General features: G+C 50.2%; 22 protein-coding genes and 1 pseudogene. 7 read left to right on the forward strand and 16 right to left on the reverse strand.

From position 1 onward, the window contains the following. Window positions 1-46 precede the first annotated feature (46 nt). Entirely contained in the window at window positions 47-568 is a 522-nt protein-coding gene (locus WKJ03_RS10000) for a transglycosylase domain-containing protein (protein WP_337842054.1), read from the reverse strand. Window positions 569-690: 122 nt separating this feature from the next. Next, complete coding sequence (locus tag WKJ03_RS10005; protein ID WP_337842025.1) at window positions 691-1,185, reverse strand: hypothetical protein; 495 nt, start codon at window positions 1,183-1,185, stop codon at window positions 691-693. A gap of 129 nt (window positions 1,186-1,314) precedes the next feature. Here WKJ03_RS10005 and WKJ03_RS10010 point away from each other — a divergent pair, with 129 nt between their 5' ends. Beyond that, window positions 1,315-2,469 (forward strand): IS110 family transposase, encoded by a 1,155-nt coding sequence (locus WKJ03_RS10010; protein WP_337842055.1) that lies wholly within the window; start codon window positions 1,315-1,317, stop codon window positions 2,467-2,469. Window positions 2,470-2,865: 396 nt separating this feature from the next. On the opposite strand, the gene WKJ03_RS10015 is transcribed toward WKJ03_RS10010, so the two are convergent. Beyond that, window positions 2,866-3,441 carry a hypothetical protein gene (locus tag WKJ03_RS10015; protein WP_337842056.1) on the reverse strand — a complete coding sequence of 192 codons (576 nt, stop codon included), beginning with the start codon at window positions 3,439-3,441 and terminating at the stop codon, window positions 2,866-2,868. A 98-nt stretch (window positions 3,442-3,539) separates the two neighbouring features. Next, window positions 3,540-3,839: a hypothetical protein gene (locus tag WKJ03_RS10020; protein ID WP_337842057.1), complete on the reverse strand. Its 300-nt coding sequence runs from the start codon at window positions 3,837-3,839 to the stop codon at window positions 3,540-3,542. A 628-nt stretch (window positions 3,840-4,467) separates the two neighbouring features. On the opposite strand from WKJ03_RS10020, the pseudogene WKJ03_RS10025 reads away from it, so the two are divergent. Then, window positions 4,468-5,511 (forward strand): annotated as a pseudogene (locus tag WKJ03_RS10025) (integron integrase). Between the two features lie 88 nt (window positions 5,512-5,599). Here WKJ03_RS10025 and sucD read toward each other — a convergent pair. The 8 genes from sucD to sdhC form a co-directional block, all read right to left on the reverse strand. Further along, on the reverse strand, window positions 5,600-6,472 hold the full coding sequence (gene sucD, locus WKJ03_RS10030; RefSeq protein ID WP_337842058.1) for a succinate--CoA ligase subunit alpha: 873 nt from the start codon (window positions 6,470-6,472) through the stop codon (window positions 5,600-5,602). A 10-nt stretch (window positions 6,473-6,482) separates the two neighbouring features. Then, entirely contained in the window at window positions 6,483-7,649 is a 1,167-nt protein-coding gene (gene sucC / locus WKJ03_RS10035; RefSeq protein WP_337842059.1) for an ADP-forming succinate--CoA ligase subunit beta, read from the reverse strand. A 145-nt stretch (window positions 7,650-7,794) separates the two neighbouring features. Then, window positions 7,795-8,988 (reverse strand): 2-oxoglutarate dehydrogenase complex dihydrolipoyllysine-residue succinyltransferase, encoded by a 1,194-nt coding sequence (gene odhB / locus WKJ03_RS10040; protein ID WP_337842060.1) that lies wholly within the window; start codon window positions 8,986-8,988, stop codon window positions 7,795-7,797. A 137-nt stretch (window positions 8,989-9,125) separates the two neighbouring features. Then, the gene (locus WKJ03_RS10045) at window positions 9,126-11,933 is read right to left on the reverse strand and encodes a 2-oxoglutarate dehydrogenase E1 component (protein WP_337842061.1); all 2,808 of its coding nucleotides are present in this window, start codon (window positions 11,931-11,933) and stop codon (window positions 9,126-9,128) included. Window positions 11,934-12,035: 102 nt separating this feature from the next. Next, on the reverse strand, window positions 12,036-12,755 hold the full coding sequence (locus WKJ03_RS10050) for a succinate dehydrogenase iron-sulfur subunit (protein WP_337842062.1): 720 nt from the start codon (window positions 12,753-12,755) through the stop codon (window positions 12,036-12,038). Between the two features lie 12 nt (window positions 12,756-12,767). After that, a complete protein-coding gene (gene sdhA, locus WKJ03_RS10055) occupies window positions 12,768-14,540 on the reverse strand; it encodes a succinate dehydrogenase flavoprotein subunit (RefSeq protein WP_337842063.1) in 1,773 nt (590 codons plus the stop codon). Next, window positions 14,541-14,888, reverse strand: a complete 348-nt coding sequence (gene sdhD, locus WKJ03_RS10060) for a succinate dehydrogenase, hydrophobic membrane anchor protein (protein WP_337842064.1) — start codon at window positions 14,886-14,888, stop codon at window positions 14,541-14,543. Then, complete coding sequence (gene sdhC, locus WKJ03_RS10065; RefSeq protein WP_337842065.1) at window positions 14,879-15,256, reverse strand: succinate dehydrogenase, cytochrome b556 subunit; 378 nt, start codon at window positions 15,254-15,256, stop codon at window positions 14,879-14,881. Before sdhC ends, sdhD begins: the two co-directional genes overlap by 10 nt. 432 nt (window positions 15,257-15,688) lie before the next feature. Here sdhC and gltA point away from each other — a divergent pair, with 432 nt between their 5' ends. The 3 genes from gltA (at window position 15,689) to WKJ03_RS10080 (ending at window position 18,705) form a co-directional block, all read left to right on the forward strand. Continuing rightward, entirely contained in the window at window positions 15,689-16,969 is a 1,281-nt protein-coding gene (gene gltA / locus WKJ03_RS10070) for a citrate synthase (protein WP_337842066.1), read from the forward strand. A 71-nt stretch (window positions 16,970-17,040) separates the two neighbouring features. Continuing rightward, the gene (locus tag WKJ03_RS10075; protein ID WP_337842067.1) at window positions 17,041-18,249 is read left to right on the forward strand and encodes a cysteine desulfurase; all 1,209 of its coding nucleotides are present in this window, start codon (window positions 17,041-17,043) and stop codon (window positions 18,247-18,249) included. Further along, complete coding sequence (locus WKJ03_RS10080) at window positions 18,250-18,705, forward strand: SufE family protein (protein ID WP_337842068.1); 456 nt, start codon at window positions 18,250-18,252, stop codon at window positions 18,703-18,705. On the opposite strand, the gene WKJ03_RS10085 is transcribed toward WKJ03_RS10080, so the two are convergent. Continuing rightward, on the reverse strand, window positions 18,706-19,707 hold the full coding sequence (locus WKJ03_RS10085; protein WP_337842069.1) for an NAD(P)H-quinone oxidoreductase: 1,002 nt from the start codon (window positions 19,705-19,707) through the stop codon (window positions 18,706-18,708). A gap of 112 nt (window positions 19,708-19,819) precedes the next feature. Here WKJ03_RS10085 and WKJ03_RS10090 point away from each other — a divergent pair, with 112 nt between their 5' ends. Both WKJ03_RS10090 and WKJ03_RS10095 read left to right on the forward strand, forming a co-directional pair. Further along, the gene (locus WKJ03_RS10090; RefSeq protein WP_337842070.1) at window positions 19,820-21,010 is read left to right on the forward strand and encodes a class I SAM-dependent methyltransferase; all 1,191 of its coding nucleotides are present in this window, start codon (window positions 19,820-19,822) and stop codon (window positions 21,008-21,010) included. A 37-nt stretch (window positions 21,011-21,047) separates the two neighbouring features. Further along, complete coding sequence (locus WKJ03_RS10095) at window positions 21,048-21,617, forward strand: YceI family protein (RefSeq protein WP_337842071.1); 570 nt, start codon at window positions 21,048-21,050, stop codon at window positions 21,615-21,617. 49 nt (window positions 21,618-21,666) lie between these two features. Here WKJ03_RS10095 and WKJ03_RS10100 read toward each other — a convergent pair whose 3' ends face one another. The 3 genes from WKJ03_RS10100 to hrpA form a co-directional block, all read right to left on the reverse strand. Beyond that, a complete protein-coding gene (locus tag WKJ03_RS10100) occupies window positions 21,667-21,966 on the reverse strand; it encodes a PilZ domain-containing protein (protein WP_337842072.1) in 300 nt (99 codons plus the stop codon). A 98-nt stretch (window positions 21,967-22,064) separates the two neighbouring features. Next, window positions 22,065-22,454, reverse strand: a complete 390-nt coding sequence (locus WKJ03_RS10105; RefSeq protein ID WP_337842073.1) for a response regulator — start codon at window positions 22,452-22,454, stop codon at window positions 22,065-22,067. A gap of 67 nt (window positions 22,455-22,521) precedes the next feature. Further along, on the reverse strand, window positions 22,522-26,403 hold the full coding sequence (gene hrpA / locus WKJ03_RS10110; protein WP_337842074.1) for an ATP-dependent RNA helicase HrpA: 3,882 nt from the start codon (window positions 26,401-26,403) through the stop codon (window positions 22,522-22,524). Between the last annotated feature and the right edge of the window lie 78 nt (window positions 26,404-26,481).

Below are 26,481 nucleotides of genomic sequence, written 5' to 3' on the forward strand. Positions count from 1 at the left end.
CCCTTATTCTCCACTAATGTTGCTGCTTGGATTTCAGGCTAACGCTTTAAGCAGTGGTGCGAAGCATCCGATGCCTTGACTTGTTAGTTGCACGCTGATGTCTAGCTTTAATATAGAGAGCCCTATGATGAATCTTACCTTCCCATCTGACGACATTGGTTGAAGGTTTTGGATACTTTAATCTGGCGACAATTAAAATTATTTGTTTTTCAGATGCTTGCTGAATACTGTTACCCAATATACTTTCAACTCCCTTTGTTCCAGCGCAATTATGACCATAATAAGCAATTGCCAAATATGCCTTAGCAATGTCCTCTTTACTTCTTTTCTTTGTGAGTAGTATTGCCAGCATCTGCTCTTTGAGTTTTCTTAGAATTGAATGCGAGTAATCACCTGTCACAACACGGACGAACTGTTGCTCAATGGTGCTTGCACCTTGAGTTTCCCCGTTTAAAATTCTACAAAACAAAGCCCGAAATATTCCAATATGATCAACTCCATAATGAAACGGGGATCGGTGGTCTTCTGCTGCAATTAAATAGGACGTGAATGAATCTGGTATTTCCATGCTCCTAGCATCAATAACCTGAATACACCTATGCAATTTCTCTTTAAAGTTAAAAGCATTAAAAATAAGAAAAAAACAACCTATTAAGTGGGCTGGTACAGTAAGAAAATAGTATATGTATCTCAAAATGGTTCTCTTTGGCATTTTACGGTGCCATCTTGGTTAGCTACCATGGAATTAAAAGCACCTATCATTTCTGACTCAGACTTTACCAACAAGTCATAGAAGTTTGTTGATTGTCTCCCGTGACCATTTTCCACTGAGTGAAGGTAGACTCTATCTTTGCCTAGATAATTTTTCTGGATATAGCCTTCTATCTCAGCTCTAGTTCTGTCATTTCCATTGTACTCACGCTCCCCAGTAGAAGAAATCTCGTATATTTTTTCAGCACTACCTTTTATGATATTTCCTTCTTTCCAGATAATAATCACATACCTGAGGATCATATCTTTGTAAGGGTTATAGGCTGTATTTACCGTAACCATTTCCAAGTACCACCTTCCCGTAACTTCAGGTATAGGAAACAGCTTCTCTCTAGCGAAAAAGAATAGAAATGTTAAGCCGACACCTCCAACTAAGGTTGCGATGATGTCAGCCCAAAAGCTTCCAAAGTCCATAATCTCTCCTTAATTGATTTCAGCAACTAGACATAATGACTCCACAAGGTGCTGACCTCCGAAGACGTGGGTTAGCTTTGCAGCCAGAGCCATACTGTATTTGTTTACGATACATTACTGGAGGTCAGCATGGATAACAATAGCATCACTTTCATAGGTTTAGACACGCATAAAGAATTCTTTGAAGTGGCTTATATCGACGATAGCCGCGATTCCAAACCTGTCAGTCTTGGACGTATTAGCGGCACTAAACCAGCGTTGCAAAAACTGGTTCGCCAGTTCGAATCCAAACACCCTGGGTCTACATTGCACTTTGTGTATGAAGCCGGCCCTTGTGGTTACTGGATTTATCGCTATCTCACAAGTCTTGGTCATTGCTGCTATGTTGTGGCACCATCTTTAATTCCTAAAAAAGCCGGTGAACGAATTAAAACCGATAAACGTGATGCCCTTAAACTCGCGGTTCTGCTGCGTTCTGGTGATATTGACCCTATTTATGTACCAGAACCAGAAGATGAGGCGGTGCGAGATTTATCCCGTGCCCGTGAAATCTCCATGAAAGACTTAAAAGACGCTAAATATCAGCTCAAAGCCATGTTACTGCGTAATAACATTCGCTGTGACGTGCAAGACAATTGGTCGACCAAACACCTGCGCTGGCTGACTGAACTCATCTTGTCGCATCCCGCACAACAAATTGTGTTGCAGGAAGCTATACAGACTATTAGTGAGCGTATTCGTCGTTTAGAACGACTGGATAATGAACTCAGTTATCACGTCAAAAATTGGCGCTACTACCCTGTTGTTAAAGCTATACAGGCTATGCGAGGAGTCCGGCTGCTGGTCGCTGTTGGCGTGATTGCTGAGCTTGGCGATTTAGCCCGTTTCGACCATCCCAGAAAGCTTATGGCCTATCTGGGCTTAGTGCCATCCGAGCATACGAGTGGCAGCAAGCGCAGGCAAGGCTGCATTACCAGAACAGGGAATACCAGAGCCAGGAGGCTGTTGGTTGAAGGCGCACACACCTATCGTTATGCGGCCAATATCTCCACTGAATTGCAAAAACGACAAGAAAGCCTTCCTAAAGAAATCACTGATATCGCCTGGCAAGCCCAGCTTCGCCTCTGTCGTCGGTATCAGCGGTTAATCAAGCGCGGTAAACATTACAACCTTGTAGTGACCGCCATTGCCAGAGAGATGATTGCCTATATATGGGCTATCTCCCGGGAAGTTGTGCTGACACCAGTGAACCCAGCCAAACGGTTATCCAGGGTGCCCGCATGAGTGACAGGTTAGAGTTAATGCATTGGATCAAGCATCGAGTGTGGCACAACCACCGACGGCGTTAGGATGGCAGCAGCCTTACAGTTGCTGAACCTCGAACCTAGACTGAAGACAGGTGCCACGGCGGAATAAGTAAGGTAGGCTCTGTTAGCGCAAGCTGATAATCCACGTATACCAGCATGACAACCGACGAACATTACCTGCTTCATCTGATGCATTAACTCGCTTTAACAGCAAAATAAGGGCTCTTAAATGAGTAGGAATTTACTCAACCTGCTTGACGTGGGGAGTCATACCAACGCCCCAGTAAGCGGCGCAAAATAGTTGGCTGAAATTAGCGAAGAATGAACGCAAGCCAACTGTTTTGCGTCCGTTCTTGACTGGCTTGTTATATTTTTATGTCATTACCATTGGGTGAAGCTTCACGTGCTTTTCATTCATGTTTTTCATAAACTCAGTTTTTACTTGAAAGTTTATGAAATCATTTTGCGTAAAACTGAGTTTGCCCTTATTAAAAAGGTGCTCTATTGTGGTTAGCAATATTGATTCATTCAAGAAGCAAAAACGGTCTGACATTAAGTGGCGATAAGAAAATATAACTTGTGATTTAAAATATGATTTAAAGCCTCGAGTTAACTCTTCATTTTTACCAATAAGGCAGGATGAGAATATAATTACTTTATCATGATTTTTCTGCGGAAAATCTTTCAACTCATTTCCAGTAAAACATTCACCGTTAGATAAGTAAAAGCCATCTTCATTACCGTGACCAGAAAAGATGACAATGTCTTCTTTTATTTTTTTAGAAAAAAAATACTCTAAATCATTTAGCGAATGAACTCTTTCATGACTGAATTTCCAGCCTGCAGACTTACAAAAAGGTTTCCAAAAATCAGCTGAGTTTCTTGATACGGTATCTTTAATGTGTAGACCATCTAGAACAGTATCAAAAACTCTAATCCCATTTAGCATGAAAGCTCCTTAAAAATATAACGCACACAACACGGGCCGGAAACGCTTAGCGTGCGGAGGTCCAGCGCCACGCAGTGGTGCGAACGTGATTGTGCTTGTTAGGGACTTGATTTAGCCACTTCATCGTACAAGTCCATTGCTTTCTCTTTAGCCTTTACTCCGGCCACGATGGGCACAAGATAGACAAGCGCAAATAACCCGACATTCGCCCAAGTCATTCTCTGAATTATTGCGACAAAAGAAAAAGGCTCCTGGTTTCCGAAGATTGCCGCTAGAAACGCTGTAAGCGGAAAGACGAAGATGCTGACAAGGACTGCGCCATGAAGCGTGTTCGCAACCGCCATCAAGCTGTCGGCAAACTTTTCTTTCGATTTGGGTGACCTATCGCTAAGCTTCAATTGGATACTCCCTAACGCCCAAATTTAGCGCGGAAAACCGCGCAGCGGGTTGACGTCGCAGCCAGCGCTTTTTGCTGGCGATAATATTTGATTGTTATGTAACGTTTACTCCGGTTCATCGCTGTACAGCCTGAATGAAAGTATTGCTGCTAATGCCCCCGAGATCCCCGCTACCCCAGAACCACTGAACCCAGCGATAATTACAGCAGGTTTTAATATAAAAAAATGAAAGAGAAATGCTAAGGGGAGCAGTATTGCAAGTATCTTCCAATTTATCTTCATTTTTACTTTTTTGCTGCAATGAGGGCATTTCCTCTCTTTTCCGAAACCGTTTAGTGCTTTAGAGAAAAAACCAATATTACCTTTGCAATGAGGGCACTTCATTATCTATCCATAGTTACATAACAATTTAATAGAAGGCAAAACGCCCGCAAGTCGGAAATTTTTTTGCCTTCTTTCCTGATTTTTACTCATGCCAAATTAACGCCGAAGTTCCTATAAATCAACAACTTTTTCCAAAACAGAAAATTCACTAGCCCGAAAAAATACGTACTTGAAGTACGCTAGTTGGTGGATTTTTTACTCAGGGTGAATCACTGTTTATTTAAACAGTAGTTGGAGGCAAAAAATGGCTTCACCTTTTTTGGACTACGTGCGGGAGTTTATGGTGTCAAGACGATACGCAAAGCGTACTGTGGACACTTACCTGTACTGGATTAAGTTTTACATTCTCTTCAACCATAAATGCCATCCAAATCAGTTGTCTGATACAGATGTTGAACGTTTTTTGTCTTATCTGTCCAATCAACGCTCTGTCGCTGTGAAAACTCAGGCCACGGCTTTAAATGCTCTAAGTTTCTTGTATCGGCATATCATTCTCCGGCCGCTATCATTGGAGTTGAATTTTAACAAATCAACAATCTGCCAAAAATTGCCTGTGGTGCTTACCCGCATTGAAGTACAGCAGTTACTTGCCTTCATCGATCCTAAATACAAATTGCTGGCGCAGTTGATATATGGCAGCGGTCTAAGGCTGATGGAGGCGGTAAGGTTACGGGTTAAAGACCTGGATTTTGATTATTTGTCGGTATTGGTCTGGCAAGGAAAAGGCAATAAAAACCGCAGGGTTACCTTGGCCCCTGAGCTTGTGCCCAGCCTCAAAGTGCAAATTGAACATGTAAAGCAGTACCTGAACACCGATTTACATAACCCTGCCTATGCAGGAGTCTGGTTGCCCAACGCCCTTGCCAGAAAGTACCCTGCTGCCCCCAAAGAAATGGGCTGGCACTATATGTTTCCTTCCGCGTTACTGAGTCAGGACCCTGAATCCAAACAAATCCGTCGACATCATATGGATGAAACCAGCGTTCGTAGAGCTATTAAAGCCGCAGCCTATCAGGCAGGAATTGAGAAAAATGTCACCTGCCATACGTTACGTCACTTTTTAGAAACTACCTCCCTGTAGTTTCCCCTGCGGGCCAGCCTTCGGCTGTTCAAATTCATTCCCGATGAATTTGTCACTACACACTTGTTAGAATCTGGCGCCGATATCCGTACCGTGCAGGAGCAATTGGGCCACAGCGACGTAAAAACCACGCAAATTTACACCCATGTCTTAAATCGTGGCGGAAATGCGGTGAAGAGCCCGTTGTCGTTACTTTTGAATCAATAAAGCACGACACCTGAAATCCAAAAAATAAGGGCGGGTTAAACCCCGCCCTTATGGCAATTTACCGAATGGGCTTTAGCCCAATGGCAACTTACCAGCCAGTAATTTCTTTCAGAGCTTTACCGATATCGGCCAGGCTCTTCACTGTTTTCACGCCTGCGTCTTCCAGGGCTGCGAACTTCTCGTCTGCAGTACCTTTACCACCAGAGATGATGGCGCCAGCGTGGCCCATACGCTTACCAGCTGGTGCAGTGACACCGGCAATGTAAGACACAACAGGCTTGGTTACGTTTGCTTTGATGTAAGCAGCAGCTTCTTCTTCAGCAGAACCACCAATTTCACCAATCATGACGATGGCTTCAGTCTGTGGATCGTCCTGGAATAATTTCAGGATGTCGATGAAGTTAGAACCTGGGATTGGGTCACCACCGATACCAACGCAAGTAGACTGACCGAAACCGAAATCTGTGGTTTGTTTCACAGCTTCATAAGTCAGAGTACCAGAACGTGAAACTATACCAACTTTACCTGGCTTGTGGATGTGGCCTGGCATGATACCGATTTTACATTCGCCCGGAGTGATGACGCCTGGGCAGTTAGGGCCGATTAAACGTACGCCTAACTCGTCACATTTTACTTTGGCATCCAGCATGTCCAGCGTAGGGATACCTTCAGTGATACAAACGATCAGTTTGATACCGCCGTTGGCCGCTTCCAGGATTGAATCCTTACAGAAAGCAGCTGGAACGTAGATCACAGAAGCTTCAGCGCCAGTGGCTTCTACCGCTTCTTTGACTGTGTTGAACACTGGCAGGCCCAGGTGAGTCTGGCCGCCTTTGCCCGGAGTTACACCACCAACCATTTTGGTGCCGTAAGCAATGGCTTGTTCAGAGTGGAAAGTACCCTGAGCACCAGTGAAACCCTGGCAAATTACTTTGGTGTCTTTGTTAATTAAAACGCTCATTCTTTACCCCTTATACGCCAGCAGCTGCAGCGACGACTTTCTTGGCAGCGCCAGTCAGGTCTGTATCAGCGATGATGTTCAGGCCGCTTTCAGACAGCACTTTAGCACCCAGTTCAGCGTTGTTACCTTGCAGACGAACCACAACAGGAACTTTTACGCCAACTTCTTTCACTGCACCTATTACACCTTCAGCGATCATGTCACAACGCACGATACCACCGAAGATGTTGATGAATACGGCTTTCACAGCGTCATCAGACAGGATAATTTTGAATGCTTCAACCACGCGCTCTTTGGTCGCGCCGCCGCCAACGTCCAGGAAGTTAGCTGGTTGGCCACCGTGTAATTTCACGATGTCCATAGTACCCATAGCTAAGCCGGCACCGTTTACCATACAGCCGATGTCGCCACCTAAAGCGACATAGTTCAGCTCCCACGAAGCAGCGTGTGCTTCACGTGGATCTTCCTGTGAAGGGTCTTGCATGGCTTTCAGTTCTGGGTGACGGTACAGAGCGTTGCCGTCAATCACCAGTTTGGCATCCAGACAGTGCAGATTGCCTTCTGGCGTGATCACCAGTGGGTTGACTTCTAACAGCGCCAGGTCTTTTTCCTGGAACAGTTTGGCTAAGCCTAAGAAGATGTTAACGAATTGGTTAACTTGCTTGCCTTCCAGGCCCAGTTTGAACGCCAGTTCACGGCCCTGGAATGGCTGTGCGCCTACCAGTGGGTCAACAGTGGCTTTTAAAATTTTCTCTGGAGTTTCGTGGGCAACTTTTTCAATTTCCACGCCACCTTCAGTAGAGGCCATAAACACGATGCGACGTGAAGAGCGGTCTACTACTGCACCCAGGTACAATTCTTTGGCGATATCAGTACAGGTTTCCACCAGAATGCGGCTAACCGGCTGACCTTTTTCGTCTGTCTGGTAAGTTACCAGGTTTTGGCCCAGCCATTTTTCTGCGAAAGCGCGGATTTCGTCTTTGCTCTTAACCAGTTTCACACCGCCCGCTTTACCGCGACCACCAGCGTGAACCTGAGCTTTAACAACAAACATGTCGCCGCCGATCTGATCAGCTGCTGCAACTGCTTCTTCCACAGTGGCAGCGGCGATGCCTTTCGATACAGGCAAACCATATTGGGCAAACAGTTGCTTCCCCTGATACTCGTGCAAATTCATGGCTATTTTCCGTTCATTTTGACATTAAGGCTGCACCGGGGGATGCAGCCAGACTTTAAACCGGCACGGATTATAGTGCCGATCGGTTCGATAAAAAATGCCGGGGGTACAAATAAACCGGCATTTTTTTACCTGTTCGCTGAAATTAGATATCCAGCAGAATACGGGTTGGGTCTTCCAGCAACTCTTTTACAGTCACCAGGAAGCCGACTGACTCTTTCCCATCGATGATACGGTGGTCGTATGACAGAGCCAGGTACATCATTGGCAGAATTTCCATTTTGCCATCCACGACCATCACGCGGTCCTGGATCTTGTGCATACCCAGAATAGCGGATTGTGGTGGGTTGATGATGGGCGTAGACATCAGAGAACCAAACACACCACCGTTGGTGATAGTGAAGTTACCGCCAGTCAGGTCGTCCATGGCCAGTTTGCCGTCACGGCCTTTAATGGCTAAGTCTTTGATACCTTTTTCAATTTCAGCCAGGTTCAGCTTGTCACAGTCACGCAGTACTGGCGTGACCAGGCCACGGGGTGTAGACACCGCAATGCTGACGTCGAAGAAGTTGTGGTACACAATGTCGTCGCCATCAATAGCGGCGTTCACTTCCGGGAAGCGTTTCAGCGCTTCAGTGACCGCTTTCACATAGAACGACATAAAACCTAAACGGATGCCGTGTTTCTTCTCGAACACGTCCTGGTACTGCTTACGCAGGTCCATGATGGGCTTCATGTTCACTTCGTTGAAGGTGGTCAGCATGGCCGTGCTGTTTTTTGCTTCCAGCAGACGGTTGGCAATGGTCTTACGCAGACGTGTCATAGGCACACGTTTCTGTGAACGGTCACCAGTGACTGGTGCTACGACTGCGGCAGCAGCAGGAGCCGCTTTGGCCGGAGCAGCGGCAGCTGGCGCGCCAGCCAGGAATTTCTCTACGTCTTCTTTGGTCACACGGCCGTTTTTACCTGAGCCTTTGATTTTGCTGGCGTCTAAGCCTTTTTCTGCAATGAGGCGGCGTACTGACGGTGTTAATACATCGTCGCTGTCTGCCGCTTCAGCAGCCGGAGCTGCTGCAGGGGCAGCGGCGGCTGGTGCAGCAGCGGCTGCACCGGCGTTCAGGTGGCCAATGACTTGTTCAGCCAGAACGGTAGCGCCTTCGTCGTGCAAAATGTCGCCCATCACGCCATCGGCCTGAGCAACCACTTCTAACACCACTTTGTCTGTTTCGATATCGACCAGTACCTGGTCACGGCTTACGGCTTCACCTGTTTTTACATGCCAGGTGGCGATTGTTGCATCAGCAACTGATTCTGGAAGTACCGGGACTTTAATTTCCACTTTGTCACCTATTCTATTGGTCAGAGTTCAGTTTCATCTGCCAGCTTTCTGCTGGCAGCTAAAAGCCAAAGTCAGAGGTCCGCAAACCGGCCCCTGACTGGGATACAGCAAAGCGCGGTTCCAGACCGCGCTTTTAATTACACAAGAGTCAGGGCTGCGTTCACTAAAGCCTGTTGTTGCTTGTTGTGAACGGACAGGTAACCAACCGCCGGAGAGGACGATGCCTCGCGGCCAGCATAAGTCAGCTTGGCACCGGCCGGGACTGACGCCCAGAAGTGGTGCTGACTGCAGTACCAGGCGCCCTGGTTCTGCGGTTCTTCCTGACACCAGACAAAATCTTTCACGTGCTGGTAATCTTTCAGCGCTTCGGCCATTTCTGCCGCCGGGAACGGATACAGCTGTTCAATCCGCACAATGGCAATATCGGTGATATTGCGTTTACGGCGCTCGTCCAGCAGGTCGTAATAGACTTTACCGCTACACATCACCACGCGTTTGACGTCGCTTGGCTTCAGGGTGTCGATTTCACCAATCACGTTGTGGAACACACCGCTGGCCAGCTCTTCCAGTGAAGAGGTGGCTAATGGGTGGCGCAGCAGCGACTTTGGCGACATCACAATCAGCGGACGACGCAGTGGGCGCACCATCTGACGGCGGATCATCGCAAACACCTGCGCAGGTGTGGACGGCACCACCACTTGCATATTGTGGTCAGCGCATAATTGCAGGAAACGCTCCAGACGGGCTGAGGAGTGTTCCGGGCCCTGGCCTTCATAACCATGAGGCAGTAACAGGGTTAAACCACACAACCGGCCCCACTTCTGCTCGCCTGAGCTTAAAAACTGGTCGATCACCACCTGAGCGCCGTTGGCGAAGTCACCAAACTGGCCTTCCCAAATGACCAGTGCAGTCGGTTCAGCTGTGGCATAACCGTATTCGAATGCCAGCACGGCCTCTTCAGACAGCGCGGAGTCATACACCTGGAACGGGCCCTGGTCAGCACTGATGTGCTCCAGTGGCGTATAGGTGGATGCATCAGCCTGGCTGTGCAGTACGGCATGACGGTGGAAGAAGGTACCACGGCCAGAATCCTGACCGACGATACGGATGCGGTTACCCGCACCGACGATAGAGGCATACGCCAGAATTTCAGCGAAGCCCCAGTCGATTTTCTTCTCGCCTTTGAGCATCAGCGCACGGTCTTCGTACACTTTGCCAACCTGACGTTGCAGTGTGTGAGATTCCGGGAACTGAATGGCTTTGTTACCTAAATCCACCAGTTTTTCGACTGGCAGTGCAGCGTCGTAAGGCACATCCCAGTCTTTACCAATGTAGGGAGTCCAGTCGGCCATGCTTTCCGTCATGGGACGCCACTCTTCCACCACACAGTCGCCTTTATCCAGCGCGTCACGGTAGCCGTCGATCAGCTTCTGCACGTCGTCTGCTGCAATCACACCTTCCAGTGCCAGTTTCTGAGCGTACAGTTCGCGTGGCGTCGGGTGCTTTTTGATTTTTTGGTACATCAGCGGCTGGGTTGCATTCGGCTCGTCCGCTTCGTTGTGACCGTTACGACGGTAACACACCAGGTCAATCACCACGTCACGTTTAAAGGTGTTGCGGTAATCCACAGCTAACTGAGCCACAAAAACCACAGCTTCAGGGTCATCGCCATTCACGTGGAAAATTGGCGCCTGAACCATTTTGGCGATGTCAGTGCAGTACGGCGTAGAACGGGTATCTTCCGGGTTCGACGTAGTGAAACCAACCTGGTTGTTCACCACGATACGGATAGAACCACCCACTTTGAAGGCACGGGTCTGAGAAATGTTGAAGGTCTCAGCGACCACCCCCTGGCCTGCAAAAGCAGAGTCACCGTGGATGGTGATGGGCAGTGCCATAGAGCCGTCGACACAACCACGACGGTCCAAACGGGCCCGCACAGAACCCATCACCACAGGGTTGACGATTTCCAGATGCGACGGGTTAAAGGCCAGTGCCAAATGCACGTTGCCGCCTTTGGTTTCGAAATCTGACGAGAAACCCATATGGTATTTCACGTCACCGGCACCGACCACTTCGTATTTACCGGCAAATTCGTCGAACAGCTTGCTTGGGTTTTTACCCAGCACGTTGATCAGGGTGTTCAGACGACCACGGTGAGCCATACCAATGACACAATCTTTGGCGCCCTGCTCACCGGCACGGTGGATCATCGCTTTCAGCATGGGCACTAAGGCGTCACCACCTTCCAGACCAAAGCGCTTGGCCCCTGGGAATTTTGAGGCCAGGTATTTTTCCAGGCCGTCAGCCGCCACCAGGTTTTTCAGGATCTGCAGCTTCTGTTCTTTGCTGTAATTGGCCTGCGACTGCACAGACTCCAGGCGTTGCTGGATCCAGCGCTTTTCGTCAGTGGATACAATGTGCATATACTCAGCACCAATGGTGCCGCAGTAGGTACGCTCCAGGGCTTTGTACAGATCGCCCAGCTTCATGCTGGTTTCACCGCCGGCGAAGGAGCCTACGTTAAATTCACTGTCAAAGTCGGCTTCGGTCAGATCGTGGTGAGATAATTCCAGATCACGCACCCGTGGTTGTTTCCACAGGTTTAAAGGGTCGAGATTGGCGTGTTGATGGCCACGGAAACGGAAGGCGTTAATCAGTTGCAGTACTTTGACCTGACGCTGATCAGTACCACCGCCTGCCACCGTAATGACTTCACGGTGTTTGTTTTTCGCCAAGTCTAAGAACTGAGCGCGGACATCGCTGTGGCGGGTTTCAAGATCAACACCGTCAATCTTCGGAAGGCTGGCAAAAAACTGACGCCATTCTTCGTCAACACTAGCCGGGTCGGCTAAGTAGGATTCATAGAGTTCGTCCACATAGGCCATGTTGCCACCGCCTAAGTGCGAAGACTCCAACCACGCCTTCATTACACCTTCGTGCATTTGGTTTCCCTTTATTCGAAGCACCTGGAAAAACTAGCAATGCTATTGCTTGATGATTTTCACCAAGGCTTATTTTTCGACTTTGAACTAACGAAGGGCGCTTTACAGCGCCCGGTTTAATAACATGGATTTGATTTGACCAATGGCCTTGGTCGGGTTCAATCCTTTTGGACATACGTTGACACAGTTCATAATGCCATGGCAGCGGAACACGCTGAACGCGTCATCCAAATCGTTTAAACGTTGCTCAGTGGCCGTGTCACGGCTGTCCGCCAGGAAGCGGTACGCGTGTAACAGACCCGCTGGGCCGATAAACTTGTCCGGGTTCCACCAGAATGAAGGACAAGAGGTTGAACAGCAGGCACACAGAATACACTCGTACAGGCCGTCTAACTTCTCACGCTCTTCCGGGGACTGCAGGTATTCACCTGCTGGTGGTAAACCGTCGTTGATCAGATAAGGTTTTACTTTCTCGTACTGAGTGTAAAACTGAGTCATATCAACCACTAAGTCACGTACCACAGGTAAACCAGGCAGCGGACGGATCACCAGCTTGCCACCTTTGCCTTTGCCTAATGCAGACAATGGAGTGATACAGGCCAGACCGTTTTTGCCGTTCATATTCAGACCGTCTGAACCACAGACACCTTCACGGCAGCTGCGACGGAAGCTTAAGGTTGGGTCCTGTTCTTTTAATTTCAACAGGGCATCCAACACCATCATGTCGCGGCCTTCCGGATTGTCCAGCACATAGTCCTGCATCCGTGGCGCCGTATCCACATCTGGGTTGTAGCGATAGATAGAGAATACTAACTTATTCATTCTGTATCCCTCTTAATAAGTACGGGCTTTAGGTGGGAAAGCCGGACGGAACTTGGTTTCCATATTCACTTTGCGTTTGAACATAGATTCAGTCTCAGGCGAATAAACGCTGTGGCACAACCAGTTCTCGTCATCACGCTCCGGGAAGTCAAAACGGGCATGGGCGCCACGGCTCTCGGTTCTGTAGTTGGCAGCAACTGCAGTAGAGAACGCGGTTTCCATCAGGTTGTCCAGTTCCAGACATTCAATGCGCTGAGTGTTGAACTCTTTGCTCTTGTCGTCCAGACGGGCATACTTCAGACGTTCACGGATCACTTTTAACTGCTCTAAGCCTTCAGCCATAGCCGCACCTTCACGGAATACCGAGAAGTTCAGTTGCATACATTGCTGCAAGTCTTTTTTGATTTGCGCCGGATCTTCACCCTGACCTGGTTTGCTGTCTTCCCAACGTTGAGTACGGGCCAGCGAGGCTTGCAGATCAGAGTCAGAGGCTGCACGGTATTCGGAGCTTGCCGCCAAGGCTTCGCCCAGGTGCAAGCCAGTTGCACGGCCAAACACCACCAGGTCCAGTAACGAGTTACCACCCAGACGGTTTGCACCATGGACAGACACACAAGCGATTTCACCACAGGCGAATAAGCCTGGGATCACTTCTTCACGGCCATCAGCTGTTGGACGCAGTGCCTGACCATGAACGTTGGTCGGTACACCACCCATCATATAGTGACAGGTTGGGATCACAGGAATAGGTTCTTTTACCGGGTCCACGTGCGCGAAGGTACGAGACAGTTCACAGATACCTGGCAGACGGCTTTCTAAAACTTCTTCACCCAGGTGATCCAGCTTCAGCTTGATGTGTGGACCCCAAGGACCATCACAGCCGCGGCCTTCACGGATTTCTGTCATCATAGAACGGGCAACCACGTCACGACCGGCCAGGTCTTTGGCGTTTGGCGCATAACGTTCCATAAAACGTTCACCGTCTTTGTTCAACAGGTAACCACCTTCACCGCGACAGCCTTCGGTCACCAGGACGCCGGCACCGGCAATACCTGTCGGGTGGAACTGCCACATTTCCATATCCTGCATTGGCACGCCTGCACGCAGTGCCATACCCACGCCGTCACCAGTGTTGATGTGCGCGTTAGTGGTAGAAGCGAAGATACGGCCCGCACCACCAGTGGCCAGCACCACTGCACGGGATTTGAAGTAAACGATTTCACCGGATTCGATGTCGATAGCGGTACAACCGACCACAGCGCCGTCCTGGTTTTTCACCAGATCCAGGGCATACCACTCAGAAAACACCTGAGTTTTGTTTTTTACGTTTTGTTGGTACAGCAGGTGCAATAAGGCATGACCTGTACGGTCCGCTGCTGCTGCGGTACGGGCGGCTTGTTCGCCACCGAAATTCTTCGACTGACCACCAAAGGGACGCTGATAGACACGGCCGTTCTCGAAACGGGAGAAAGGTAAACCCATGTTTTCCAGTTCAGTAATGGCTTCAGGACCGGTTTTACACATGTATTCGATCGCGTCCTGGTCACCGATGTAGTCGGAGCCTTTAACGGTATCGAACATATGCCATTCCCAGTTATCAGGGTGCGAGTTGCCTAACGCAACTGTGATACCACCCTGGGCAGACACAGTGTGAGAACGGGTTGGGAAGACCTTAGATAATAAGGCACAGGTCAGGCCTGATTGAGTGATTTGCAGTGCGGCGCGCATACCTGCGCCACCTGCGCCGATCACCACGGCATCAAATTCGCGTACTGGAATAGCCACTTAAACACCCCACAAAACAAAGAGACCGACAGCTACATAACCGAAAGCCAGCGTGTACAGCAAAAACTGCAGCACAGCGCGCAGACGGGCGTTTTTGACATAGTCAGTCAACACCTGCCATAAGCCGATTTTGGTATGAACCGCGATACAAACTAAGGCTAATAAAGTAAAGGCTTTCACTAATACGTTGGAAAACAGCCCTTTCCAGCTGTCGTAGGTCACCTCTGGTGTACAGAGGAAATAACCCAGAATAAACAAGGTGTACAACGTCAGAATGATGGCTGTTGCACGCAGCGAGACATAGTCCTGAACACCGTCACGCTTTAAACTGGCTTGATTCAGAACCATAACCACACTCCTGCTACTACTGCTAACACAATCCACAATGCGATCGTTACTTTGGCGCTGGTGTTACCAGACTCCAGCTCTTCCCAGTGACCCATATCCATCACCAGGTGACGCAAACCACCCAGAATGTGATAGGTCAGCACTGTGATAGTGCCCCAAGCAATAAACTTGGCAATAAAGGATTGCATTACAGATTTGACGGTCTCGAAGCCTTCCGGAGAAGACAGAGACACTGCCCAGGCCCAAATTACGAACACCAGTGCAAAGAACATGGCAACGCCCGTTACACGGTGAAGAATGGAGGCTCTGGCAGACGCAGGAAAAGAGATAGTTGTAAGGTCGAGATTTACAGGTCTTTGCTTTTTCACAGTTTCTTGCCCATCGACGCCCTTTTACGAGCTTTGTTGTCATTATTTGTTGCTGATTACTCAGTCAACGCCCAATGGATATACAGGCTTTCGCTTTGAGAGGTTCAGCCAGGGTCTTATCTATCAAGCACTGAACAGGTTTAAAAACCCGCGACAGTATATATTTCGCTAATTCGGATTACAATTTACATTTGAATCCAAATCTTAAATTCTTCCTACAAAAGCGACCCAAGTGGTTTATTCCTAAAACCTGCTGCATCAAGTTATAGAAAAGATCAATCTGTTTAGCCTAACGAATGTGCAAAATCAGGCAATACGACCAGAGTCGAATACTTATTATGCATTCGCGCATTAAAATTGACTTTTACTCTGCGGTTGACGTTAGAATAGCCGCGATAAAGGTTCAACCCAATTAAAAACAGGAGAAATCCAATGACAGGCAAAAAAGCTGTCTTGCAGATCGAAGGCCAGGCCCCTATCGAGCTCCCCATTTACTCTGGCTCAGCTGGCACCGACGTAATTGACATCCGTACTTTAGGTCAACACGGTTACTTCACCTTCGATCCAGGCTTTATGGCCACCGGCTCCTGTGAATCAAAAATCACCTACATTGATGGCGACAACGGCGTGTTATTACACCGTGGTTACCCAATTGAACAACTGGCTGAAAAGTCAGACTATTTAGAGCTGTGCTACCTGTTGTTGGAAGGCGAATTGCCGGGCAAAGCTGAATACGAACACTTTGTTCATACCATTACCCGCCATACCATGGTGCACGAAAAGCTGGCGTCCTTCTTCCAGGGTTTCCGTGTCGACGCACACCCTATGGCCATGCTCTGTGGTGTCGTGGGTGCTATGTCTTCTTTCTACCACTCTGACCTGGACATCAACGACCCGGCACAGCGCAAGCGCTCTGCCCACCGTTTAATTGCCAAACTGCCAACCATTGCGGCTATGGCCTACAAATACACTGTCGGTCAGCCATTCGTGTATCCACGGAACGACCTGAGCTACGCCGAAAACTTCCTGCACATGATGTTCTCTGTGCCGGCAGAAGATTACAAAGTCAGCCCAACGCTGGCCAAAGCCATGGACCGCATTTTCATGCTGCATGCGGACCACGAACAGAACGCGTCCACCTCGACAGTGCGTTTAGCCGGTTCTTCAGGCGCGAATCCTTATGCCTGTATCGCTGCCGGTGTCGCATCGTTATGGGGTCCTGCACACGGCGGTGCCAATGAAGCCTGCCTGAAGATGTTGCAGGAAATCGGTTCTGTGGACCGTATTCCTGAGTTCGTCGCCCGCGCCAAAGACAAAAACGACAGCTTCCGTCTGATGGGCTTCGGTCACCGCGTGTACAAAAACTTTGACCCTCGCGCCAAAGTGATGCGTGAAACCTGCCACGACGTGCTCAAAGAACTGAATATCAAAGACCCGCTGCTGGATGTAGCCATGGAGCTGGAGCGTATTGCACTGTCAGACCCCTACTTCATTGAGAAGAAACTGTACCCGAACGTGGATTTCTACTCAGGTATCATCCTGAAAGCCATCGGCATTCCAACCAGCATGTTCACCGTAATTTTTGCGATGTCCCGCACTGTTGGCTGGATTTCTCACTGGGATGAGATGCTGTCTGACAAAGGCCACAAAATTGGCCGCCCTCGTCAGCTGTACACAGGTTACACTCAGCGCGATTTCGTGAAAAAAGACTAAGTCAGAAAGCACTTAGCATAACAAAGGCCGGATGTTAAAATCCGGCCTTTGTGTTTTCAGAGGCCTGACATGTGACTTTTTCAGCAGAGCTTTTTCGCGCCGAGTTTGGCTTTTTTCAGCAGCATCCGGAGTGGATCTACCTGGATAACGCCGCCACTATGCACAAGCCTGCAGCAGTCCTTGCGGCAGAACAGCAGTTTTATCTGACCCAGAACAGCAACGTGCACCGTTCAGCCCATGGCTTAAGCCAGCTGGCCACCGCCGCTTTTGAACAGTCTCGCCAGACAGTTGCACAGTTTCTGAATGCAGGTTCGAGCCATCAGGTGATTTTCCAGAGTGGTGCCACCGCCGCATTTAACCAATTGGTGTTTGGCCTGACAGGCACTGTACTTAAGCCGGGCGATCGGGTGCTGCTGACGGTACTGGAACATCATGCCAACCTGGTCCCCTGGCAGCTGCATGCCAAATCTGCCGGTATTGAGCTTGATTTTGTCCCATTAGACCAGCACAACAGGGTGGATTTGACCGCCTATCAGCAATTGTTACAACGCCAGCCGAAAGTCGTCAGTTTTGCTCAGGTGTCCAATGCGTTGGGTCATATCCAACCGATGGAGCAGATGGTGACGATGGCCAAAGCGGCTGGAGCTCTGGTGGTGGTGGACGGTGCCCAGGGCGTGGTCTGGCAACAACCCGATCTGCAGCAATTGGATATAGACGCCTATATTTTCTCCGGCCATAAACTCTATGGACCCACAGGTATTGGTGTGCTTTGTGCCAAAACTGAGCTGCTTGAGAAGTTAAGGCCGCTGTTTGGCGGTGGTGAGATGATCCAGCATGTCAGCCTGGATGCGGTCAGTTTTGCTGCCCTGCCTTACCGGCTGGAAGCCGGCACGCCCAATATGGCCGGTGCTGTTGGCCTGGCTGCTGCTATTGCCTGGTTGCAGAAACAGGACCAACAAGGCTTAAAACTGCATAAAACCCAGCTGTTGCAGCAACTTTATGCAGCCTGTATGCAGATCCCCGGACTGGAGCTGTTATCACAGCCCGATCTCAACGCAGGGATCCTGCTGTTTAACCTGAAAAATGAGCATCCTGCGGACGTGGCTGAAGTGCTGAACCAGTTTAAACTGGCCGCCCGGGCTGGTACGCATTGCGCCATGCCGCTTTTTCAGCAGCTCAATGTCAAAGGGGCGGTACGTTTATCGCTGGCTGGTTACACAACTGTCACTGAAATTGCGCAAAGTATCGACATACTGACGAAATTACCGGAGTTCTTTTAAGTGGTCCGACAAGATATCTTTACAAATACAGCGGTGGCGCTGGATACCATTTTGCAGGAACAGCTGCCGCTTTTGCTGCAAACCAACGACTGGCAAAGCAAATACCGGTCTTTAATGCAGTTGGGCAAACTACTGCCCACCCTGCCGGACGAGCTGAAACGGGATGAACTGAAAGTTCGGGGCTGCGAAAGTCAGTTTTGGCTGGTCCATTACAAAGATACAGCCACACAGCGGCATTATTGGGCTTTCGACAGCGACGCCCGCATTATAAAAGGCCTGGCCTGCATTCTGATTTGCCAGTTGAATGGCTTGCCGTCCAGCCAGTTACAGTTGGCACAAGCTGAGCAGTTGCTGGCTACACTGCAATTGGCCCAAAACTTAAGCCCGTCGCGCAACAATGGCCTGTATGCAGTGCTGGAAAAAATTAAAGTTCAGGCTGGCGTGAACCCGTCCTAGCTACCAACAGAGCACTAATTTGCCCACCACACTGTTGCTTTGCAGCAGCGCATGCGCCTGCTCAGCATCGTTAAAACAAAAGCTCTGCGCCAGCACGGGCTGAAGTTGCGACCCCAATGCCATACCACAGCGCTGCACAAAGCTCTGAATAAGCTTTGCTTTGTACTCATCTGTTCTGTTACGTAAAGTCGAACACAGCAACTGGCCACGTTTTTTCAGCATCAGCGCCATATCCAGCTCTCTGGCATACCGACCGCCCAGCATCGACAGAACCAGGATTTGTCCGTCCATGGCCAACAGTTGCAGGTCTTTGTTCAGATAGTCGCCGGCAACCGGGTCAATCACCAGATCAAATCCGGCGGGGCTCAATTGTTTGAATGCAGTAACAAAGTCCTGCGCCCGGTAATTAACCGCATAATCAGCACCAAGCGCCAGGCAAGCCTGAGCTTTCTCGTCGCTCCCCACTGTCACTGCAACTGTAGCCCCGAACAATTTTCCCAGCTGTATTGCAGCAGTACCAACACCACTGGCTCCGGCATGCACCAATAAGCGTCCTTGTGCAGGCAAATGCGCCACTTCGGCCATCGCCTGATAGGCAGTCAAAAACACCTCGGCGCAGGCCGCCGCCTGGCTAAAACTCCACTCAGGTGGTTTTTTCATCAGATGCGCGGCAGGCAATGCCACATACTCGGCATAACCGCCCCCCGGCACCAGGCCAAACACCTGTTGCCCCAGCCAGGGTTGATGCTCTGTGTCTGCGGCGGCGACAACAGTACCGGCCACTTCCAGGCCTAAAATGTCGGACTCGCCTGGCGGTGCTGGATAGAGCCCCTGGCGCTGCAATAGATCAGCCCTGTTTACGCCAGCTGCCGCAACTTTCACCAGGACCTGACTTGCCTGCAGTTGCGGAACCGCCCTTGAGTTCACTTGCAATGTGCTGGCCGGCCCTGCATTTTTCACTTCGATGCAACGCATCTGCGCCGGGATGCTCAGGTTTTCCATGGCTATGTCCTTGTATTTATCTGCCGTTTTTTATGGTTTTACTTTAGCTTTGCCCAATGCTTCACTAAAATGGCCGCCTTTTGATAGAGCTTTACTTTACCGGACCTGACTTATGAGCCACAGCATCATTTTACAAGCTGACCGCGAAAAATCGCTGAAACGTCGCCACCCCTGGGTGTTTTCCAAAGCGGTAAAAGCGGTTCAGGGTAACCCCAAAACCGGTGATACAGTGGATGTGCTGTCGGCCGACGGCCAGTGGCTGGGCCGTGGCGCCTATTCACCGGATTCACAAATCCGGGTGCGCATCTGGACCTTCGACCAGCAGGAACAGATAAACGCAGATTTTTTCAAGCGCCGTCTGGCGCGTGCCTGGGCTGTGCGCACCGATTTATTCGATGTAAACCAGACCAATGGTGTCCGGGTAGTCGCTGCCGAATCCGACGGTCTGCCGGGTGTCACCATTGATTTATACCACACTGTTCTGGTCTGTCAGTTGCTGTCGGCCGGTGCCGAGAAATTCCGCACCGAGCTGGTTGCCGCGCTGACAGAGCTCTTCCCTGGCTACAGCATTTATGAGCGTTCCGATGTGGATGTCCGTAAAAAAGAAGGCCTGGAGCCGGTCACCGGCTGGTTGCATTTGCCGCGTGACAGCGGTGAAGTGGTGATGCTGGAACATGGTCAGCAGATTATTGTTGATGTGGTTAATGGTCATAAAACCGGTTTTTATCTGGACCAACGGGATTCGCGTGCCGCCGCTGCCCGTTACGCCAAAGGCAAAGACGTACTGAACTGCTTCAGTTACACCGGGACTTTTGCCTCAGCTTGTCTGAAAGCCGGAGCCAGCCATGTCACCAATGTCGATATGTCTGAGCTGGCCCTGAAAACCGCAGAACGAAATATTGAACTCAATACACTGAACCTGAACCAGCTGACCAATGTCCGACAGGACGTATTCAAACTGTTGCGTCAGTACAAAGAGCAAGGCAAGCAGTTTGATATGGTGATCCTGGACCCGCCCAAGTTTGCCGACAGCAAAGCCCAGCTGATGAGTGCCGCCCGCGGTTATAAAGACATTAACCGGGTGGCGATGCAAATTGTTAAACCCGGTGGCTTGTTGCTGACGTTCAGCTGTTCAGGTCTGATGGACGAAATGCTGTTCCAGAAAATTGTCGCCGACGCGGCGCTGGATGCACAACGCGACTGTCTGTTTATCGAGAAGCTCAGTCAGGCCAGCGATCACCCTATTGCCAGTTTCTACCCTGAAGGCCATTATCTGAAAGGTCTGGTTTGTAAAATTTATTAATGTTGTCAGCCTGTTGCTGACCCATAAGGAGATTTGTATGAAGAAGATTGTCGTAGTGCTGGCGTCGGTTTTAAGTTGTTCTGCACTGGCGGACTGGTCGGTGGACAGCCAGCAGTCCAGCCTGTCTTTTGTTTCTGTCAAAAATGAACTTATCTCTGAAACGCATCAGTTTAAACAACTGCAAGGCACATTGTCAGACGCCGGTGTGCTGGATCTGTCCATTCCTGTCAGTGGCATTGAAACCCATATCCCGCTGCGTAACGAACGTATTTTGCAATACACCCTGCTGAGTAAAGACTTTGCCGCCATCAACGCCACGGCCAAAGTAGATATGAGCAAAGTGGCTGGGCTGAAAGCGGGTCAGACCCTGGCTGTACAACAGCCACTCGACCTGACCCTGCTGGCTCAGAGCCAGACCATCACGGCGCCCTTGCAGGTCGTGAAATTGTCTGACAAACAATTGCTGGTCTACACCACAGCACCAGTAGTGTTGGATTTGACCAAATTTAAACTCGAAGCGGGCATTGAAAAACTGCGTGAACTGGCCGGTCTGAAAACAATCAGCCCGCTGGTCCCCGTCAGCTTTAGCGTGACGTTCACTCAGTGATATGAAACAGTGGCCTAAGGGCGCAGCTAGCTGCGCCTTTTTTATCGGATTAATTCATCTCGACAATTTGCACACCGAGCTGATAACAGTCTTCATGCTCCTGAGCACAACGCACCACTTTGGCATGTGCCGACAAAGGCGGAATACTGGGATTGTGGGTTTCCATTTTAATAAACAATAAAATGCCCATTTCCAACGGCTCGTCGACTTCCAGCGACATCCCGGTTGAACTTAAATCGCGGCAAATCCCATCAATCACCCGGCCCGTCTCCGGATCGGTGATCATGATTTGCACCTGGGAATTCACCATCATTCGGAAGTAATTGCGCTTATCATTTTGTCCGAGCATAAACTCCACCTGAGAGCGAGTTGGGTTTGAGGAGATTTACAAAGGTTCGCTCTGCCAACCTGCCCTGTTATAGACAAGTGTCGGATGACTGTAAAGCCTTATTTATGCACGTAACTGCACAATAAATCATCAATCAGGGAATGAACCTGCTGTACATGCAGCGGTTTACTGACAAACGCATCGGCACCTGCATCCAGCGCGTGCACTTCGTCCTGCATTCTGTCCATACCGGACATCATCAGCACTGGGATATGGCAGGTTTCAGGGGCGTTTTTTAGTAAGCGGCAGGTATCCAGGCCATCCAGGCCAGGCATACAAATGTCCATCAGCACTAAATCAGGTTTGGTCTCCAGCACCAGTTGCAGGGCCTCAGTGCCACTTTTGGCGTAATACAGCTGGTAATAAGGTGACAAGTTACTGTCCAGATAACGCAGCATAAAGTCTTCGTCATCCACCACCATCACTTGTTTACGTCTGATTTCATTCATAGCCTTCCCCGCCACGCCAAGTCCCTGAGATCCCAGTGTAAAAGCTGTTTCCGTTTTTGCCAAGCCGTTACTTCAGTTCATTGACGGCCAACAGAATACGTTTTACCGAAACCGGATAAGGCGTACCCAGAGTTTGAGCAAACAAAGATACTTTTAGTTCCTCCAGCATCCATCGCAACTCCAACACGGGTTCCGGCACCAGCCGTCCGGCGTATTTGCCCAACAGGTTCAGGTAGGCATCTTCAGCTTTGGCGTATTCCTGCGCCATCAGCCGGTCTCTGTGCGGGTCTATCGGCAGTTTTTCCTGGCGTTTTTGCAGTGCCTGCAAATAACGCAGCACGCTGTCCAGCCGCGCTGCGCCATGCTGGCTGACAAAGCCCTTAAATACCAAGGCATCCAGTTGCTGCTTAATTTCGCCCTGCCCCTGCACATGCTTTAATTCGACTTTGCCTTTAAGTTTTTTCTGAATATCGTGCGACAGCGTCAGGATCTGTTCCACTTTCAGCGCAATTTTAACGACAGCGTCTCCCAATTCAGCCCGCACTTTTTCTTTTAATGACAGAAACTGTGCTTCATCCTCCGGCCATGGGTGTTCGTTCACCAACTGATCAACAGCAGCCGCAATACAGTCATCAATCAGCTCCAGCACTTTGCCAAAGGGGTTGAAGTAAAGACCAAGTTTGGCCTTGTTTGGTAAGGATTCCTGCAGGTATTTGATTGGTGACGGCACATTAAGCAACAACAAGCGACGCAGACCGAAGCGGGATTGATGCCTGGCCTGCTCCGGGTTATCCAGCAGTTTGATCGACACTGAGGTTTTATCGTCCACCAGCGCCGGATAGGCCTTAATTTCGTAACCCGCCTGCAGTTTCACATATTCTCTGGGCAGCTGGCCAAAGCTCCACTGCGTGAGCTCCTGTTGTTCTATGCCCTGCTCCGCCACCTGACTCAGGTTCTGCTGCACCTTGCCCTGCAACTCCTGTTTGAGCAGCAACAGGGACCGGCTTTGCTTAATGGTCTGCCCTTTGTCGTCCACCACCTTAAAGTTCATTTTCAGGTGCGTGTCCAGTTCGCTCAGTTGCCAGGCGTCCTCTGGTATAGTCACACCGGACATCCGTTTTAAGCGCTGCGTGATCACCTCAAGCAGCCTTCCATCATCGGGCTGAATACTTTGCAGCAGAGCGTCGGCGTAATTGGGCGCTGGCACAAAGTTGCGCCTGTACTGCTTGGGCAAACATTTAATCAATGCGACCAGCAAGTCATGCCGAAGCCCGGGGATCAGCCAGTCAAAGCCCTGGTCCTCCAACTGATTTAACAATGAAAGCGGCACCAGCACACTGACACCATCGTCCGGTGCCCCGGGTGAAAAGTGATAATCCAGTGGCAAGGTCAGATTGCCCTGACGCCAGAACTCCGGAAACTTGTCTGCGGTGACATCGGCGGCAGCATGGCGGCGCAACTGCTCCGGGTCAAAATGCAGCAGTTTCGGGGTTTTGGCTTTGGCCTCTTTCCACCATTTAGCGAAGTCGATGCGGTTATTGGCCCAGACTGGCACCTTTTCGGCATAAAAGGCCGCCAGGCTGTCTTCATCCACCAGAATGTCGCGGCGGCGTGATTTCTCTTCCAGTTCGGTTACTTCATCAATCAGCCGCTGATTGTGCTGTAAAAAACCTTCATTCAGGCCCAGCTCCTGATTGACCAGCGCCTCACGCACAAAAATCTGATGGCAGACCACCGGATCAATTTTGCTGTACAGCACAGGACGGCGGCCAACAATAATCAGGCCATACAAAGACACCTGTTCAAAAGCCACCACAGCGCCTTTTTTCTTCTCCCAATGCGGTTCGCTGTAATTGCGGTTGACCAGGTGCAACGCCAGTGGTTCTATCCACTCAGGCTCAATTTTGGCGACAGAGCGGGCGTACAGCCTGGAGGTTTCCACCAGTTCAGCCGCCATCACCCATTTGGGTTTGCGTTTAAATAACCCTGAGCCTGGAAACACATAAAACCGGCTTTGGCGTGGGCCCAGATAATCGGCTTCACTGTCCCGGCTGCCCACCTGGCCCAATAAACCACTTAACAGTGCACTGTGGGTTTGTTGGTAACTGGCTGGCTCCTGGTTAAAGGTCCATTGCTGTTCGGTGCAGATTTGGCTCAACTGGCCATACAGATCCTGCCATTCCCGCACCCGCAGGTAGTTCAGCAGCTCTTGTTTGCACAGACGGCGGAACTGGTTGTTCGACAGCTGTTCCTGCTGCGCCTGCAAATAGGCCCAGAGGTTCAGCCAGGCGTTAAAATCCGAATCGTTGTCGCTGAACCGGCCATGAAGTTCATCGGCTTTTTGTTGTTTATCCAAAGGCCGCTCGCGTGGGTCCTGAATAGACAGTGCCGACACTATCACCAGAACTTCCTGCAAACAGCCGGTTTTTGCTGCCGTCAGCACCATCCGCGCCAGACGGGGGTCCACTGGCAGCCTTGACAGCTGTTTACCCAGTTCGGTCAGCTGCAGCGTTTTCACGCCTGCGCCGGTTTTCAGCGCGCCCAGTTCTTCCAGCAGCTTCACACCGTCGTTGATAAAACGGCTGTCGGGTTTTTCGATAAAAGGAAAGGCCTGAATATCTCCCAGACCCAAAGCCAGCATTTGCAGAATAACCGAGGCCAGGTTGGTGCGCAGAATTTCCGGATCGGTAAATTCAGGCCGGCTGATAAAATCCTCTTCGCTGTACAAACGAATACAGATACCGGCTGCCACCCGGCCACAGCGGCCCTTACGCTGATTGGCACTGGCCTGACTGATGGCTTCAATTGGCAGCTGTTGCACTTTGGAGCGGTAACTGTAGCGCGACAGGCGGGCTGTGCCCGGGTCAATCACATACCGAATGCCCGGCACGGTCAACGAGGTTTCGGCCACGTTGGTAGACAGCACAATACGCCGCCCGGCGTGACTTTGAAAAATACGGTTCTGTTCGGCCGCACTGAGCCGCGCATACAAAGGCAAGACTTCAGTGTGTGGCAGTTTGAGTTTTTCCAGCGCATCGGCCGTGTCGCGGATCTCCCGTTCGCCGTTTAAGAAAATCAGAATGTCGCCCGGTGGCTCCTGATACAGCTCCTGCACCGCATCAAAAATCGACTGCAGCTGATCGGCGTCTTTGTCGTCATTTTCAGCGACAGGCCTGTACCGCACTTCAACCGGGTAAGTCCGCCCCGACACCTCAATAATGGGCGCATCATAAAAATGTCTGGAAAAACGCTGCGGATCTATGGTGGCCGAGGTAATAATGACTTTCAGATCCGGCCGTTTTGGCAGTAACTGCCGCAAATACCCCAACAGGAAGTCAATATTCAGACTGCGCTCGTGCGCTTCGTCAATAATCAGCGTGTCGTATTGGTTTAAAAAACGGTCTTGCTGAATTTCCGCCAGCAACACACCGTCTGTCATCAGTTTGACCAGCGTAGTGGCCGCAGTATGGTCACCAAAACGGATTTTAAAGCCCACCTGCTGGCCCAGCTCTACCGACAACTCTTCGGCCAGACGGGCTGACACTGAACGGGCCGCCAGCCTGCGCGGCTGGGTATGGCCAATCAAGCCCGCGACACCCCGGCCAAGCTCAAGGCAAATTTTAGGAATTTGGGTGGTTTTGCCTGAGCCTGTTTCACCGGCAATAATGACCACCTGGTGTTTGGCAATGGCGGCTTTGATCTCGTCTTTTTTGCCCACCACAGGCAGTTCGGCCGGGTACTGAATACGCGGCATCGCGGCCTGACGGCTGGCCCGGCTTTGCACCGATTTTTCCATGCGCTCTGCCAGTTGGCTCAACTGTTTTTGCTGTTGTTCCGGGGTCTGGTCAGAACTGATGCGCTTCAGCGCCTGACGGAATTTAAACTGATCTTTCAGCAAACAATTGGCAAGGGTCTGAGTCAGAGCGGAGATAGAAACAGTCAACAGCATGGTCCTCTTTAAATAGGCCGCCATGCTATCAAGTTCACAGGGGGAAAATCCAGTCAGAACAAGGCGCAGCGTCGGCAG

Origin of the sequence: Rheinheimera sp. (assembly GCF_037442525.1) — a bacterium.
In the GTDB taxonomy this organism is placed as follows: domain Bacteria; phylum Pseudomonadota; class Gammaproteobacteria; order Enterobacterales; family Alteromonadaceae; genus Pararheinheimera.